This window comes from Saccharopolyspora griseoalba, from assembly GCF_042665275.1.
In the GTDB taxonomy this organism is placed as follows: domain Bacteria; phylum Actinomycetota; class Actinomycetes; order Mycobacteriales; family Pseudonocardiaceae; genus Saccharopolyspora; species Saccharopolyspora griseoalba.
This window is the reverse complement of sequence record NZ_JBHTCJ010000007.1, coordinates 96,837-111,516: the sequence shown is the minus strand read 5'-3', so window position 1 is coordinate 111,516 and position 14,680 is coordinate 96,837. Positions and strand designations below refer to the sequence as shown.

Genomic DNA, 14,680 nt, shown 5'->3' with positions numbered 1-14,680 from the left:
TCCCGGCCCCCGAATCCTGATCTCTCTCGACTGATCAGAAAATCTTTCATGTTCCTCGGGTGCGGGACACCCCGATTCGGGTGACTACGGAGCGAACAGCCGGAGAACCCGGTGAGCGTCAGCGGTTCGGCCGGGAACCGCGCTCCCGTTCGGGGTGCGGATCCCGGCCGAACTGCGCTGCGCGGGCCGGTCAGGCGTCGGTGAGGTCGAGGGCCGCCCGGATGATCGCGTCGGCGTCGAGGCCGTGGTGCCGGTAGACGTCCTCCAGCGAACCGGACTGGCCGAAGGAGCTCACCCCCAGGTGCGCGGCGCGCACCCCGTTGATCCCGGCCAGGAACGCCAGCGCGTGCGGGTGGCCGTCCAGGACGGTCACCATCGGCCGCGCCCGGTGCGCCGGGAAGACCTGGTCGAGCACCCCGGCCTCGCCCCCGGCTCCCTGCCGCGCGCGCACCGCGCGGAACAGCAGGTCCGGGCTGGTCACGCACACCACGTCGGCCCCGATCCCCTGCTCCTGCAGGCGATCCGCGGCCGCCAGCGCCTCGGGCACCACCGCGCCCATCGCCGCCAGCGTCACCTGCGGGTCGTCGTGCCTGCGCAGCGGGTAGGCGCCGCCGACTACCTGCTTGCGGCGGCGCTCCCGGGCGGCCGGGTCGGCGGGCACCGCGGCCGACGACTGGTCGACCGGCCGGGTGGACAGCCGCAGGTAGGCCGAGGACCCGTCCGGCTTGCCGAGCTGGGACATCGACTCCAGCAGGCACCACTCGGCGTCCTGGGCGAAGGCCGGCTCGTAGCTGGTCACGCCGGGCTGCTCCAGCCCGATCGAGGGGGTGTGCACCGACTGGTGCGCGCCGCCCTCCGGCGCCAGGCTCACGCCCGAGGGCGTGCCGACCAGGATCGACTGGCCACCGCCGTAGACCCCGAACGACCAGGGCTCCAGCGCGCGCCCGAGGAAGCAGTCGTAGACCACCCCGATCGGCAGCAGCGGCTGGCCCCAGCGGCTCCAGGTCGAGCCCAGCTCGCCGAGCAGGCCGACCAGGTTGGTCTCGGCGATGCCCAGCTCGATGTGCTGGCCCGCGGGACGCTCCTTCCAGTGCAGGATCGTCTCGCGATCGTCGGCGAACCAGTCCGGCCGCTCGGTCGGCGACCACACGCCGACCTTGTTCAGCCAGCCGCCGAGGTTGGTCGTCGAGCTCACGTCCGGGCACAGCGTCACGACGCGCTCGGCGGCCTCCGGAGCGGATCGGGTCAGGTCCAGCAGCGTTCGGCCCAGCGCGGCCTGGGTGGTCGTCGTCCCGGTGGGCGTGCGACCGATGTCGACCGGCAGCCGCGGCGGCTTCACCCGCGCGCGCTCGCGCCTGCGCAGCCTCGACGCCGCGTCCTGGCAGCGCCGCGCGGCCTCGCTGCCGGGGGTGAGCTTCCGCCACGGGTCCTGCAGGTCGGCGCCGACCTGCGCGGCCAGCTGCCGCATCTGGTCGGCCTCCAGCAGCGAACCGTGGTTCTGCGGGTGGCCTTCGGTGGCCAGCCCGCGGCCCTTGATGGTGTAGGCGAAGATGACCGTGGGGCGGGTGTCGTCGATGGCCCGGAACGCCCCGTCGAGCGCTCCCAGGTCGTGGCCGCCGAGGTTGCGGATCGCCGCCACCAGCGTCTCGTCGTCCAGTTCGGACACCAGTCGCTCGATCGCGGCGTCCCCGCCGGGAATTCGCTCGCGCAGCTCGCCCGCGCCGCAGCGCAGCAGCCGCTGGTACTCCGGATTGGGCATCGAGTCGATGCGCTCGCGCAGCTCCGGGCCGCCGGGGCGGGCGAACAGCTCTTCGAGCAGGTTCCCGTACTTGAGGGTGAGCACCTGCCACCCGGCCGACTCGAACATGCCCTGCAGCCGGTTCGCGGCGATGCCCGGGACCACGCGGTCCAGCGACTGCCGGTTGAGGTCGACGATCCACACGACCTCTCCGAGATCGGCGACCGTCGGGTCCAGGATCGCCTCCCAGCAGGCGCCTTCGTCGAGCTCGGCGTCGCCCAGCAGCGAGTACTGGCGCCCGGTGCCCGCGCCGCCGCCGTGGGTGTCGACGTAGCGGCGGGCGATCGCGCCCCAGATCGGGGCGGTGGCGCCGATGCCCACCGAACCGGTGGAGTAGTCGGCCGGGTCGGGGTCCTTGGTCCGGCTCGGGTAGCTCTGCACCCCGCCGAACTCGCGCAGCGTGGTCAGGTGCTTCTCGTCGAGCCTTCCCAGCAGGTAGTTGATCGCGTGCAGCACCGGGGACGCGTGCGGCTTGACCGAGACCCGGTCGGCGGCGGTGAGGTGCTCGAAGTACAGCGCGGTCATGATCGTCACCAGCGAGGCGCAGGACGCCTGGTGCCCGCCGACCTTGAGCCCCGAGTTGTTCGGCCGCACCCGGTTGGCGTGGTCGATCATCGCGGTCGACAGCCACAGCACCCGCTGCTCGACCTCGCGCAGGTCCGCTCGTTCCGTGCGCGCAGGCACCACGCTCGTCATCACGCCTCCTCGCGTTGCCACATTGCGCCCAGAAGAACACCAAGCGCACAATCACTGCACAAGTACCGGGTGCGAATTTGCGCAATCTGCGCACCAGGGGTGGCGGAGCTCGGCGCGGAGGTGAACAGATTGCCCAGTGCCCAGGAGTTCGACGAGACCGACGTGCGGCTGCTGCTGGCGCTGCGCGAGGACCCGAGGGCGACGGTGGTGGCGCTGGCCGAGAAGGTCGGCATGTCGCGCAACACGGTGCAGGCCAGGCTGGCCAAGCTGGAGCCGCAGCTGGGTTCGTTCGAACGCCGCATCGACGCGGCCAGCCTCGGCTACCCGCTCTCGGCGTTCATCACCGTGCAGGTCACCCAGCAGATGCTCGACGCCCTGGCCGAATCGCTGGCCGAGATCCCGGAGGTCGTGGAGGTCTTCGGCCTCACCGGGGAATCGGACCTGCTGGTGCGCGTCGTCGCGGTCGACGCCGACGACCTCTACCGGATCGCCGGCCAGATCCTCAACACGCCGGGCGTCGAGCGCACGCACTTCTCGCTGTCCATGCACACCCTGGTCCCCTACCGCCTGACTCCCCTGCTGCACCGCGCCACCACCGGGACCTGACGCAGCTCTGCACCGTCACACCAGCTCCGCGCGGACGCCGAGCAGGCGGATCGGGCGGTCCAGCGGGAAGCGGTCCAGGGCGCGCTGCGCGGCCCGCTCGATCGGCGCGGCCTCGCGCGTGGGCTCGGGCAGGGCCACGCCGTGGGTGTGCGTGCCGAAGCGGGAGTCGCGGACCTTGACCACCACCCGGCGCGCCAGCGTCTCGTCGGCCGCGAGGTCCTCGGCGACCTGGTGGGACAACCGGGTGATCTCCGCGCGGACCGGCTCGACCTCGCGCAGGTCGCGCTGGAAGGTGACCTCCCGGCCGTGCGAGCGGGCGCGGAACGGCTCGTCGGTGACCGGGCTGGAGTCGTAGCCGTGCGCCAGCGCCACCAGCCACGGCCCGATGTTCTTGCCGAACTCCCCCGCCAGCTCGTCCATCGGGGTGCGGGCCAGGTCGGCGACCGTCGCGATCCCGCGCGCGGCCAGCTTCCCCGCGGTCTTGCCGCCCACGCCCCACAGCGCGTCGGTGGGCCGCTCGGACATCACCTCCACCCAGTTGCCCACGTCCAGCCGGAACACCCCGGCCGGCTTGGCCATGCCGGAGGCGAGCTTGGCGCGCAGCTTGTTGTCCCCGATTCCCACCGAGCACTGCAGCGCGGTGCGCTCGCGCACGTGCTCGCGGACCACGCGCGCGGTCTCGTGCGCGTCCTCGGTGTCGACCAGCATGAACGCCTCGTCCCAGCCCGCGACTTCGAGGATCCCGCCGAGCTCGCCCAGCGCGCCCATCACCTCCGCCGAGGCGGCCAGGTAGGTGTCCCGATCGGACGGCAGGAACACCGCCTCCGGGCACCGCGAGGCGGCCGTGCGCAGCGGCGTTCCCGACTTCACCCCGCGCTCGCGCGCCTCGTACGAGGCGCCCGCCACCACCCCGCGCTCGTTCGGATCACCGCTGCCGCCCACCAGGACGGGTCGTCCGCGCAGCTCGGGGTGGCGCAGCAGCTCGACGGCGACGATGAACTGATCCAGGTCGACGTGCAGCACCACCCGTTCCACGCCGCTCAGCATCGTCGGAAACGCCCGCGCGCGCCAGGATCCGCGCCCGGCGCGGCCGGGATGCTGCAAACTCGACGGATGAGCAAGCGCAGCGCCGGGATCCTGCTGTACCGCCCCGGCCCGCAGGTGCTGGTGGTGCACCCGGGCGGGCCGTTCTTCCGCAAGAAGGACGCCGGGGCCTGGTCGATCCCCAAGGGCGAGTACGAGCCCGACGAGGACCCGCGAGCCGCGGCGCTGCGCGAGTTCGCCGAGGAGACCGGCACGCGCCCGCCGGACGCGAACCTGATCGAGCTCGGCGAGGTCAAGCAGCGCAACGGCAAGCTGGTCACCGCCTGGGCCGCCGAGGGCGAGTTCGACGTCGACGCGCTGCGCAGCAACCACTTCGAGATCGAGTGGCCGCCCCGATCCGGCCGCAGGCAGGCCTTCCCGGAGGTCGACCGGGCGCTGTGGTGCGACCCGGAGACCGCCCGCGAGAAGCTCAACCCCGCCCAGGTCGCCTTCGTCGACCGCCTGCTGGAGCGCCTGGGCTGACGCTCAGCCCGCCAGGAACTCGGCGAGCAGAGCGGCGACCCGGGCCGGGTTGTCCTCCTGCACGAGGTGACCGGCGTCGGGAACCCATTCGAGCCGCGCGTGCGGGATGCGCCGGGCCAGATCGCGGCCGCGCTCGGCGGGCAACCAGCCGTCCTGCTCGCCCCAGGCGATGAGGACGGGGTGGTCCAGTTCGGCGTAGCGGTCCTCGACCTCGCGCGTGTAGCGCTCGTCGGCCTGGGCGATCTGCCGGTAGAAGGCCGGTTGGCCCTCCTCGCCCAGCCAGGGCTCGGTCAGCGCGTCGAGCACGTCGGCGCGCAGCTCGCGGTGCGCGGCGGTGGCGATGTAGCGCCGGACCAGGGCCTCGTGCAGGTGCGCGGGCAGCGCGGCGAAGACCTCGGACTCGCGGTTGACCAGGCGGAAGAAATCGGATCCCCACGGCCGGACGCTGACCGCGTCGAGCAGCGCGAGGCTGCGGTAGCCGACCCCGTCGAGCAGCGCGCTGCGCAGCGCCACCGCGCCGCCGAAGTCGTGGGCGACCACGCGCGGCCGCTCCAGGCCCCAGTGCCGCAGCAGCCCGGTGAACACCTCCTGCTGCGCGGCGAGCGACACGTCCTGACCGGCGCGCTTCTCCGAGCGGCCGTAACCGGGCATGTCCCAGAAGTGCACCCGGTAGCGGGCCGCGAGCGCGGTGGCCACGTCGCGCCAGACGTAGGAGGAGAAGGGCGTGCCGTGCAGCAGCACGACCGGGTCTCCCTCCCCGAGGTGTCCCCAGCGGACCGCGCCGTGCGCGGACTCGTAGGTCTCGGCCAGTTCCCACCGCATCGCGGTCTCCCTCCCGCCCAGCACCCGCACCGGGCTGCGCACCGCGGACCATATCCCGCGGAGCGCCCCGAGTTCCCGGTGATTTCGGTTGCCGAGCGCGCGATGCTGCTCGCTCGCTGCGGTGCCCGGTGCTGCACGTGATCGAGGAGCACGCCCGGCACGGCGCCGACCTGCTGCGCGAGGCCATCGACGGCGCCGTCGGCGAATAGCGCGAGGCCCCGGTTCCGGGCGGAACCGGGGCCTCGGCGCGGTGATCAGGAGTCCAGCGCGGTCTCCCTGGTCTCCCTGCTGGCCAGCAGCGCGATCAGGGTGATCGCCGCGGCCACCGAGAGGTAGACCCCGACCCAGCCCAGGCCGTAGGAGTCGGCCAGCCAGGTGGCGATGAAGGGCGCGAGCGAGGCGCCCAGCAGGCTCGCCACGTTGTAGGACACCGAGGCGCCGGTGTAGCGCACCGCGGCCGGGAACAGCTCCGGCAGCAGCGCGCCCATCGGGCCGAAGGTGAAGCCCATCAGAGCCAGCCCGGTGATCAGGAACAGCACCGTGGCCACCGTCGAGTGGGTGCCGAACCACGGCCCCATCAGCAGGCCGAAGACCATGATCACGCCGGTGGTGATCGCCAGCGGGACGCGGCGGCCGAAGCGGTCGGCCAGCAGGCCCGCGATCGGGATCGTCAGGGCGAAGAACACGACGCCGACCATCAGCATCTGCAGGAACGCGGTGCGCGAGTAGCCCAGGCCGCCCTCCGCGGTGCCGTAGGCCATAGAGAACACCGTCATCAGGTAGAAGAGCACGTAGGTGGCCAGCATGATGAAGGTGCCCAGCACCAGCGCCTTGAAGTCGGTCCGGAAGACCTGCACGAAGGGCACCTTGGCCCGCTCGTTGCGCTCCAGCACCTTGGTGAACGCCGGCGTCTCGCTCAGGCTCAGCCGCACCCACAGCCCCACGACCACCAGCGCCGCCGAGACCAGGAACGGGATGCGCCAGCCCCAGGACAGGAACGCGCCGTCCTCCATGACCCCGGCCAGCACCAGGAACAGGCCGTTGGCGAAGAAGAACCCGATCGGCGCGCCCAGCTGCGGGAACGTGCCGAACAGCGCGCGCTTGCGGCGCGGGGCGTTCTCGGTGGCCAGCAGCGCGGCGCCGCCCCACTCGCCGCCCAGGCCCAGGCCCTGGCCGAACCGGCACAGCGCCAGCAGCAGCGGCGCGATGACGCCGATCTGCTGGTAGCCGGGCAGCAGGCCGATGATCACCGTCGAGATGCCCATGGTCAGCAGCGAGGCGACCAGCGTCGCCTTGCGCCCGATGCGGTCGCCGAAGTGGCCGAACAGCGCGGAGCCGACCGGGCGGGCGACGAACGCGATGCCGAAGGTCGCCAACGACTGCAGCGTCGCGGCCATGCCGTCGCCCTCGGGGAAGAACAGGTGCGGGAACACCAGCACCGCGGCGGTGGCGTAGACGTAGAAGTCGTAGAACTCGATGGAGGTGCCTACGAGGCTGGCGAGCACGACCTGCCGAGTCGAGTTCCTTGGTGCTTGCTCGGATCCCCGCGCATCCGCTGCCGGGGCGTGGCCGACGGCCATGGCGCCGAACCTCCTCATTCACACGATTGGACGGATCCGGACTTTACTCGCCTCGACCACGTGACGAGACACCCCTCCCGCATAGTGGGCACACGACCTCCAGCGCGATCCACCGCACCCCGCGCTACCAGCACATCTCGCCACGACGACCCGCCCCGCCCACGCACTGAGACGGCACGCCCCGCCGCCCGGGACGCCCGTTTTTTCATCAGAAGTCCCGGCGCGCGGCCGCGGGACTTGTGATGAGAGAAGGGGACGAACGCGAGCGGGGCGGGACCCGTTGCCGGATCCCGCCCCGCTCGTGCTCGCGTCGAACTACACGACCGCCTCGTCGGGGTCGTCCGGAGCGTCGGCCCCGCGCTCCGCGAGCGAGCCGAAGGCCGCGGGCGGCTCCTGCCAGAAGCTCGCCTCCGGCCCCAGCTGGATCGCCTCCCACACCCGCTCCGGCGTCAGCGGCATGTCCACGTGGCGGACGCCCAGATGCTTGAGCGCGTCGACCACGGCGTTCTGCACCGCAGGCGTCGAACCGATGGTCGCCGACTCGCCGATCCCCTTGGCGCCCAGCGGGTTGTGCGGTGTCGGGGTCTCGGTGTTGTGCACCTCGAAGAACGGGAACTCCGCCGCCGAGGGGATCGCGTAGTCGGCCAGCGTCCCGGTCTCCGGGTTGCCGTCGGCGTCGAAGGTGACCTCCTCCCACAGCGCCTGGGCGATCCCCTGCGCCGCGCCGCCGTGCTGCTGCCCGCGCACCAGCAGCGGGTTGAGGATCCGGCCGCAGTCGTCGACCGCGACGTGCCGCAGCGGGGTCACCTTGCCGGTCTCGGCGTCCACCTCGACCACCGAGACGTGCGCGCCGAACGGGAAGGTCGCCCCGCCGGGGGCGAAGTCCACGCTGGCCGCCAGCCGCTGCCCCTCGGCACCGGCGAGCTCGGCCAGCTCGGCCCAGGACACCGACGCGCTCGGCACCCCGGCCACGCCCAGCTCGCCGGCCTCGGTGAGCTCGATGTCGTCGACGCCGGCCTCCAGCCGGTCGGCGGCGAGCTCCTTGGCCCGCTGCAGCACCTCGGCCCCGGCATCGCGCACCGCGCTGCCGCCGATCTGCAGCGAGCGGGAACCGCCGGTCCCCTCGCCGCGCGGCACCTCGGCGGTGTCGGACTGGATGAACTCGACCTTCTCCACCGGGATGCCGAGGGTGTCGGCCACGATCATGGAGAACGCGGTCGCGTGCCCCTGGCCGTGCGCGGAGGTGCCCACCCTGATGCGCGCGCCGTCGCCGTGCACCTCGACCTCGGCGTAATCACCGGAGCCGCCGCCGGTGATCTCCACGTAGGCGCTCACCCCGATGCCCAGCAGCGCGGTCTCGCCCGCCTCGATGCGACGGGCCTGCTCGGCCCGCAGCTCCTGGTAGCCGGCCAGCCGCACGGCCTCGTCCAGCGGCAGCCGGTAGTCGCCGCTGTCGTAGTTCGCGCCGACCTGCGTGGTCATCGGGAGCTTCTCCGGCGCGAGGAAGTTCTTGCGCCGCAGCTCGACCGGGTCCACGTCCAGCTCGGCGGCGGCCAGGTCGATCATCCGCTCGAGCATCGCGGCCGCTTCCGGCCGCCCGGCACCGCGGAAGGCGCCCACCGGCGTCGTGTTGGTCATGACCATCGCGCCGTCGTAGCTGATCTGCGGGATGTCGTAGACGCCCTGCGACATCATCCGGGTCGGCCCGAGCACCAGCGATCCGCCGAACCAGGCGTAGGCGCCGCCGTCGCCGATGTTGCGGCAGCGCAGGCCGACGATGCTGCCGTCGCGGCGCAGCCCCAGCTCGACGTACTGCACCTGGGCGCGGCCGTGCGGCATGCTCTGCATGTTCTCCGAGCGGCCCTCGATCCAGCGCACCGGCCGCCGGTGCCGCAGCGCCAGCGCCACGGCGACCGCGTGCTCCGGGATCGCCCCCGCCTTGCCGCCGAAGGCGCCGCCGACGTGCGGGGAGCTCACCCGAACCCGCTCGGCGTCGAAGCCGAAGGCCGCCGCCAGCCCGCTGCGCACGCCGTGCGGCATCTGGGTCGACACGTGCACGGTGATGTCGTGGTCCTGATCGGGGCCGCCGGGCTCGACCGCCACCGCGTTGCCCTCCAGCGGCACCACCGCCACGCGCTGGTTCTCGATGCGCGCCCGCGCGACGACCTCGGCGCCGTCGAGCACCGAGGCGCCCCGGGGATCGCGGTAGCCGCTGGCGATGTTGCCGCCGAGCTCGGGGAACTGCGGCTCGGAACCGGGGTCCATGGCCCGCTCCATGTCCACGACCGCGGGCAGCTCGTCGTACTCGACGTCGACCAGCTCGATCGCGTCGGCGACCGCGACGGGATCCTCCCCCACCACGACCGCGACCGGCTCCCCGACGAAGCGCACCCGGTCGACGGCCAGCGGTGGCCGCACCACCCGCTCGTCGACCTGGATGAACGGCGGCGGCGCCGGCACCTCCAGCTCGGCGGCCGAGTAGGCGCCGACGATGCCGGGTGCGGCGGCCGCCGCACCGGTGTCCACCGAGACGATCTTGGCGTGCGCCAGTGGTGAGCGCACGAAACCGACGTGCAGCATGCCGTCGAGCCGGAGGTTGCCGATGTAGGTACCCCGCCCGCGCAGCAGATCCGGGTCTTCGACCCGTTGGACTTCAGTCCCCAGCAATGAACCCGCCATGCGTGAAACCCTATCCGTAGTGGGCGACCTCGGCGGCCGCGAATGCCGCCGCGTCGCGAACTCAACTCGGCCCCGGAGGGCGAAATTCCCCGCGCTAGGGAAATTGACCCGACCGGTTCGGGACCGTCCCCCGAAGAGGCCGTTGACCCGCCTCGTCCGAGGGCGTACCTTGCGCCGCCGCCGAGCGCGGAAGCCCGCCTCCCCGTTCGGGTTTCGACTCGCTAATATCACCCGCTCGGACGACTACCCGGGGCCGGATCTTTGCTAGCCGGAGCCGTTGACCACCCCTGTTCGCGTGGGTAGCTTTTCACAACCATAAGCGGAATTTCACATTCGTGAAAAAGCACAATCCGCGCAAAGGAGCGCGTCATGAGCAGCAGCGTCGCGGACACCACCACCGATCCGTACGTCCTCACCCCAGACGGAATCAAAGAACCGCCCACCGGCTGGAAGGGCAGCCTGAAATACCTCGGACCGGGGCTGATCGTCAGCGCCTCGATCGTCGGCTCCGGGGAGCTCATCGCCACCACCGCGCTGGGCGCGAAGGTCGGGTTCGTGCTGCTGTGGATGGTCGTGCTCTCCACGGCCGTCAAGGTCGCCGTCCAGGCCGAACTGGCGCGCTGGACCATCCTGACCGGCAAGCCCGCGCTGACCGGGTTCAACGAAGTACCGCCGAAGTTCGGCCGGATCGGCTGGATCAACGTGCTGTGGATCATCATGGCGCTGTCGAAGTTCCTGCAGATCGGCGGGATCGTCGGCGGTACCGCGACCGCGCTCAGCACGCTGATCCCGGTCGGCGGCGATCCGATGAGCACCACCTCGCTGGCGGTGTGGACCGCGATCGTGGTCGTGGGCAGCATCGCGATGCTGTACTCCAGCCGCTACAGCCTCATCGAGCGCGGCGCGTTCGCGCTCGTCGCGGTGTTCTCCGTGGCCACCATCTGCATCGCGTTCGGCCTGCCGTTCACCCCGTTCGCGTACGACGGCACCGACGTGCTCAGCGGGCTGACCTTCGCCATCCCCGCGGGCGCGATCGGCGCGGCGCTGGCCATGTTCGGCATCACCGGCGTCGGGGCCGACGAGATCACCTTCTACACCTACTGGTGCGTGGAGAAGGGCTACGCGCGCTGGGTCGGCCCCAACGACGGCAGCGACGAGTGGAAGCGGCGGGCGCGCGGCTGGATCCGGGTGATGTACAAGGACGTGTTCCTCTCCTGGGTGATCTACACGGTCGGCACGCTGGCCTTCTTCATCATGGGCGCGTCGGTGCTCAACCCGCAGGGCATGGTGCTCGAGGGCAACGAGATGATCGCGGTGCTGTCCCGGATGTACACCGACGTGATCGGCGAGTGGGCCGCCGTCGCCTTCCTGGTCGGCGCGGTCGCGGTCCTCGGATCGACGCTGTGGGCCTCGATCCCGAGCTGGTCGCGGATGTACACCAACGTGCTGGCCACCCTCGGCGTGCTGGACTGGACCGACGGCGTCGCGCGGCGGAAGTGGATCCGCGGGTTCACCGTGGCTCTGCCGGCGCTGTGGGGCCTGGCCTACCTGTCGATCTCCTCGCCGGTGGTGATGGTGCAGATCGGCGGCGTGGTGACCGGCATCTTCCTGCCCGCGGTCGTGGTGGCGACCTGGTACCTGCGCAACACCCAGGTCGATCCGGAGCTGCGCGGCGGCAACTGGTTCAACACCGTCCTGACCATCAGCAGCGTGGCCATCACGCTGCTTGGCATCTACAGCCTCTTCGAGGTCTTCACCGGCTCCGGCGGCTGACCCCACCGCTCGCGCGGGAGATCGCCGCACATCGGCGCTCTCCCGCGCGAGCGGCAATTCGCCGGACGGCGCACCGAGAATCGAGACGTGACCGAGACCCGGGCCATCGTCGAAACCCCGATCGGCGGACCGACCCCGACGCGATCCTGCGCTACTACTACGCCGAACTCGCCTCCCGCTACTACCGCAGACCGGCGACCGGCGCCGACATCGCCGCCGCGCGCGCCGAGGAGCCCGACGACGGCCTGGAACCACCGCGCGGCTCCTTCCTCGCCCTGCACCGGGACTCCGTCCCGTGCGGATGCGTGGGCGTTCGCGCCCCGGAGCCCGGCATCGCCGAGCTCAAGCGCCTCTACGTCCGGCCGGAGGCCCGCGGGCTGGGCGCGGGCGGACGCCTGGTGGTCGCCGCCCAGTCGCGCGCCCGCGAGCTCGGCTACCGCGCGATCCGCCTGGACACCCGGCACGACCTCGTGGAAGCCCGAGGGCTCTACGCCAAGCGCGGCTCCGCCGAGATCCCCGCCTACAACCGCGGCACCTACGCCGAGTACTGGTTCGAGAAGCCCTCCGCTGAGGTGACCGCCCGTGCGCAGGTCTGCGCGCTGCGCGCGCGGGGTTGAACCGGGGGCGGTCAGCGGTCAGGGTTGAGGTGTCAGCGCGAACCTTGGAGGGGATCCGACCGTGGGCCAGGCCTTCGATTCCATCACCGTCGCCGATCTGCGCGCGCGGGGCAGTCTCAAGTGGACGCTGCACGGCGACGCGCTGGGCGCGTGGGTGGCCGAGGCCGACTTCGGCACCGCCCCACCGGTTCTCGAGGCGCTGCACGCAGGGGTGGACTCGTCGAACTTCGGCTACCTGCCGCCGAAGCTGGCCGAGGACATGGCGCTGGCCTGCGCGGAGTTCCAGCACCGCAACCACGGCTGGCAGGTGCCGCCGGAGCGCGTCCACCCGATGGGAGACGTGCTGGAGGTCTGCAAGCTGGCGATCGAGCACTTCAGCGCGCCCGGCAGCAAGGTGATCCTGCCGACCCCGGCCTACATGCCGTTCCTGGACGTGCCGGGGCAGGTCGGCCGCGAGCTGATCGCGGTGCCGATGACGCGCGCCGAGGGCAGGCCCGCCTTCGACCTCGACGCGCTGGACGCGGCCTTCGAAGCGGGCGGCGGCCTGCTCGTCCTGTGCAACCCGTACAACCCGCTCGGCCGGGTGTTCACCGCCGAGGAGCTGCGCGCGGTCGGGGAGGTCGTGGACCGGCACGGCGGCCGGGTGTTCTCCGACGAGATCCACGCCCCGCTGGTGCACCCCGGCCACGAGCACGTTCCCTACGCCTCGCTGTCGGAGACGACCGCGGGGCACACCATCACCGCCACCTCGGCGTCGAAGGCCTGGAACCTCCCGGGGCTCAAGTGCGCGCAGCTGATCGTCTCCAACGACGCCGACGCGGACCGGATCGCCGCGCTCGGACCTCAGGTCTCGCACGGCGCGGCCAATCTCGGCGTGCTGGCCAACACCGCGGCCTACCGCCACGGCGAGCCGTGGCTGGCCGAGGTGCTCGACTACCTCGACGGCAACCGCTGGGCGCTGGCCGACATGCTGAACGAGCACCTGCCGGGCGTGGGCTACACCCCGCCGGAGGGCACCTACCTCGCCTGGCTCGACTTCCGCGAGCTGGGCATCGGGGACCACCCCGGGGAGTTCTTCCACGAGCACGCCGGGGTGGTGCTAGTCGACGGTCCGGCCTGCGGCGCCGAGGGCGCGGGGCACGCCCGGCTGAACTTCGCCACGCCCCGGCCGATCCTGGAGCAGGCCGTCCAGGCCATGGCCAAGGCGGTGCGGGCCCGGCCGAGCTGACCAGCGCACCGGATTCTTCGCCCGCAGGTCGTCGACTGGTCACCGCGCTCTTACCGGAGCTGGAAGTGCGGCGCTCACGATGTTCGCGTGCACGACGCGATCACGGCCGGGCGCCCCGGCCCGCGACCAGTACGCAGCCTGGCGGTCCTCGGCGATTCGGTCGCCGCGGGCATGGGTGATCCGATCGCCGGCAGGCGGTGGCGCGGGTTCGCGCCGCTGCTGGCCGAGGCGGCGGGAGCCGCCCGCTTCACGAACCTGGCCACCAGCGGTGCCCGGGTGGCCGACCTGCGGCGCCACCAGCTGCCCGCCGCGCTGCGCGCCGAACCGGACGCCGCGGTGGTGATGGTGGGCATGAACGACACGATGCGCTCGGACTTCGACCCGCGCTCGCTGTGGTGGCAGCTCAACCACGCGGTGCGCGCGCTGGTCGACTCCGGCGCGGCGGTGGTGACCATCCGCTACCACGACCACGCGCGGGTGTTCCCCCTGCCGGGGCCGCTGCGGAGGTTGCTGCACCGGCGGATCGAGGCGCTCAACCGGGTCCTCACCGAGGTCGCCGAGGACCACGGCGCGGCGATCGTGGACCTGCACCACCTGCCCGACGCCTACCACCCGTCGGCCTGGAGCGTGGATCGCCTGCACCCCTCCGAGCTCGGACACCGGCTGCTGGCCAGGGCCTTCGCGGGCGGCCTCGCCGAACTCGGCCTGCTGGTCCCGGGCGAGGTGTCGCTGACCTGCTCCGGCGGCGTTCCCACCACCCGCTGGGACCACCTGCGCTGGTGCGGTCGAACTGGTGGCGCGCCTGACCCGGTCGGACGCCTCCGAGCGACCTGGGCGATGCTGGCCCGCCGGGTGGATCGGCTCTGCCGCGACTACCCGGTGCGCGATGCCGCCGAACTGCTCGCCGAGTCCCGGTGGTGGTTGGACCGCACGCTGGCGATGACCGACAAGCGTCTCTCGCTCGCCCGGCGCCGCGAGATCCTCGTGCGGTCCGGGTGGCTTGCCGCGCTGGTGTCGTGCCTGACCTACGACGAGGGCAACGCGGCGGGCGCGGAGAACTGGCGCGAGGCGACCGCTCAGCTGGGTCGCGAAGCCGGGCACGCCGAGCTCGTCGGCTGGTCGTCCGAGATCGCCGCGTGGATGGCGCTCACGCCCGGTCGCCCCACGGACGCGGCGGAGCTCGCCGCGTCCGGTGAGCAGATCAGCGGCACGTCGTGCGTCAGCGTTCAGCTGACGGCGCAGCGTTCGCGTGCCTAGGCCCTGCTCGGCGACCGGAGCGGCGCTGAACGCGCGATGGAACGCGGCCGTCGCATCC

General features: G+C 72.2%; 11 protein-coding genes. 6 read left to right on the top strand and 5 right to left on the bottom strand.

The annotated features are described in order from the left end of the window. Nucleotides 1–190 precede the first annotated feature (190 nt). Nucleotides 191–2,494: a transketolase-like TK C-terminal-containing protein gene (locus ACFQRI_RS15190; RefSeq protein ID WP_380668949.1), complete on the bottom strand. Its 2,304-nt coding sequence runs from the start codon at nucleotides 2,492–2,494 to the stop codon at nucleotides 191–193. A gap of 129 nt (nucleotides 2,495–2,623) precedes the next feature. Between ACFQRI_RS15190 and ACFQRI_RS15185 the strand changes: the two genes are divergently transcribed. Then, the gene (locus tag ACFQRI_RS15185; protein ID WP_380668947.1) at nucleotides 2,624–3,100 is read left to right on the top strand and encodes an Lrp/AsnC family transcriptional regulator; all 477 of its coding nucleotides are present in this window, start codon (nucleotides 2,624–2,626) and stop codon (nucleotides 3,098–3,100) included. Nucleotides 3,101–3,115: 15 nt separating this feature from the next. Here ACFQRI_RS15185 and ACFQRI_RS15180 read toward each other — a convergent pair whose 3' ends face one another. After that, nucleotides 3,116–4,147, bottom strand: coding sequence for a DNA polymerase IV (locus ACFQRI_RS15180; RefSeq protein WP_380668945.1), 1,032 nt, complete (start codon nucleotides 4,145–4,147; stop codon nucleotides 3,116–3,118). A gap of 66 nt (nucleotides 4,148–4,213) precedes the next feature. On the opposite strand from ACFQRI_RS15180, the gene ACFQRI_RS15175 reads away from it, so the two are divergent. Next, on the top strand, nucleotides 4,214–4,666 hold the full coding sequence (locus ACFQRI_RS15175; RefSeq protein ID WP_380668943.1) for an NUDIX hydrolase: 453 nt from the start codon (nucleotides 4,214–4,216) through the stop codon (nucleotides 4,664–4,666). A 3-nt stretch (nucleotides 4,667–4,669) separates the two neighbouring features. Here the strand turns inward: ACFQRI_RS15175 and ACFQRI_RS15170 are convergent, their stop codons facing one another. The 3 genes from ACFQRI_RS15170 to ACFQRI_RS15160 all read right to left on the bottom strand — a co-directional run bounded on the left by ACFQRI_RS15170 (nucleotide 4,670) and on the right by ACFQRI_RS15160 (nucleotide 9,747). Beyond that, nucleotides 4,670–5,488 (bottom strand): alpha/beta fold hydrolase, encoded by an 819-nt coding sequence (locus ACFQRI_RS15170; RefSeq protein WP_380668941.1) that lies wholly within the window; start codon nucleotides 5,486–5,488, stop codon nucleotides 4,670–4,672. 254 nt (nucleotides 5,489–5,742) lie between these two features. Next, nucleotides 5,743–7,086, bottom strand: a complete 1,344-nt coding sequence (locus ACFQRI_RS15165) for an MFS transporter (RefSeq protein WP_380668939.1) — start codon at nucleotides 7,084–7,086, stop codon at nucleotides 5,743–5,745. A gap of 297 nt (nucleotides 7,087–7,383) precedes the next feature. Then, complete coding sequence (locus ACFQRI_RS15160; protein WP_380668937.1) at nucleotides 7,384–9,747, bottom strand: xanthine dehydrogenase family protein molybdopterin-binding subunit; 2,364 nt, start codon at nucleotides 9,745–9,747, stop codon at nucleotides 7,384–7,386. A gap of 369 nt (nucleotides 9,748–10,116) precedes the next feature. Here ACFQRI_RS15160 and ACFQRI_RS15155 point away from each other — a divergent pair, with 369 nt between their 5' ends. The 4 genes from ACFQRI_RS15155 (at nucleotide 10,117) to ACFQRI_RS15140 (ending at nucleotide 14,622) form a co-directional block, all read left to right on the top strand. After that, nucleotides 10,117–11,520, top strand: a complete 1,404-nt coding sequence (locus ACFQRI_RS15155) for an Nramp family divalent metal transporter (protein WP_380668935.1) — start codon at nucleotides 10,117–10,119, stop codon at nucleotides 11,518–11,520. Then, on the top strand, nucleotides 11,427–12,137 hold the full coding sequence (locus tag ACFQRI_RS15150) for a GNAT family N-acetyltransferase (protein WP_380669377.1): 711 nt from the start codon (nucleotides 11,427–11,429) through the stop codon (nucleotides 12,135–12,137). The genes ACFQRI_RS15155 and ACFQRI_RS15150 overlap by 94 nt, the downstream gene beginning before the upstream one ends. Before the next feature lie 61 nt (nucleotides 12,138–12,198). Next, nucleotides 12,199–13,365 (top strand): MalY/PatB family protein, encoded by a 1,167-nt coding sequence (locus ACFQRI_RS15145; RefSeq protein ID WP_380668933.1) that lies wholly within the window; start codon nucleotides 12,199–12,201, stop codon nucleotides 13,363–13,365. Nucleotides 13,366–13,452: 87 nt separating this feature from the next. Then, the gene (locus tag ACFQRI_RS15140) at nucleotides 13,453–14,622 is read left to right on the top strand and encodes an SGNH/GDSL hydrolase family protein (protein WP_380668931.1); all 1,170 of its coding nucleotides are present in this window, start codon (nucleotides 13,453–13,455) and stop codon (nucleotides 14,620–14,622) included. The last annotated feature ends 58 nt before the right edge of the window (nucleotides 14,623–14,680 follow it).

What these genes read in the sequence shown, in the direction of transcription:
- ACFQRI_RS15175 (WP_380668943.1), top strand. Translation starts at nt 4,214, where the DNA reads ATGAGCAAGCGCAGCGCCGGGATCCTGCTGTACCGCCCCGGCCCGCAG.
- ACFQRI_RS15165 (WP_380668939.1), bottom strand. Translation starts at nt 7,086, where the DNA reads ATGAGGAGGTTCGGCGCCATGGCCGTCGGCCACGCCCCGGCAGCGGAT.
- ACFQRI_RS15190 (WP_380668949.1), bottom strand. Translation starts at nt 2,494, where the DNA reads ATGACGAGCGTGGTGCCTGCGCGCACGGAACGAGCGGACCTGCGCGAG.
- ACFQRI_RS15155 (WP_380668935.1), top strand. Translation starts at nt 10,117, where the DNA reads ATGAGCAGCAGCGTCGCGGACACCACCACCGATCCGTACGTCCTCACC.
- ACFQRI_RS15170 (WP_380668941.1), bottom strand. Translation starts at nt 5,488, where the DNA reads ATGCGGTGGGAACTGGCCGAGACCTACGAGTCCGCGCACGGCGCGGTC.
- ACFQRI_RS15160 (WP_380668937.1), bottom strand. Translation starts at nt 9,747, where the DNA reads ATGGCGGGTTCATTGCTGGGGACTGAAGTCCAACGGGTCGAAGACCCG.
- ACFQRI_RS15180 (WP_380668945.1), bottom strand. Translation starts at nt 4,147, where the DNA reads ATGCTGAGCGGCGTGGAACGGGTGGTGCTGCACGTCGACCTGGATCAG.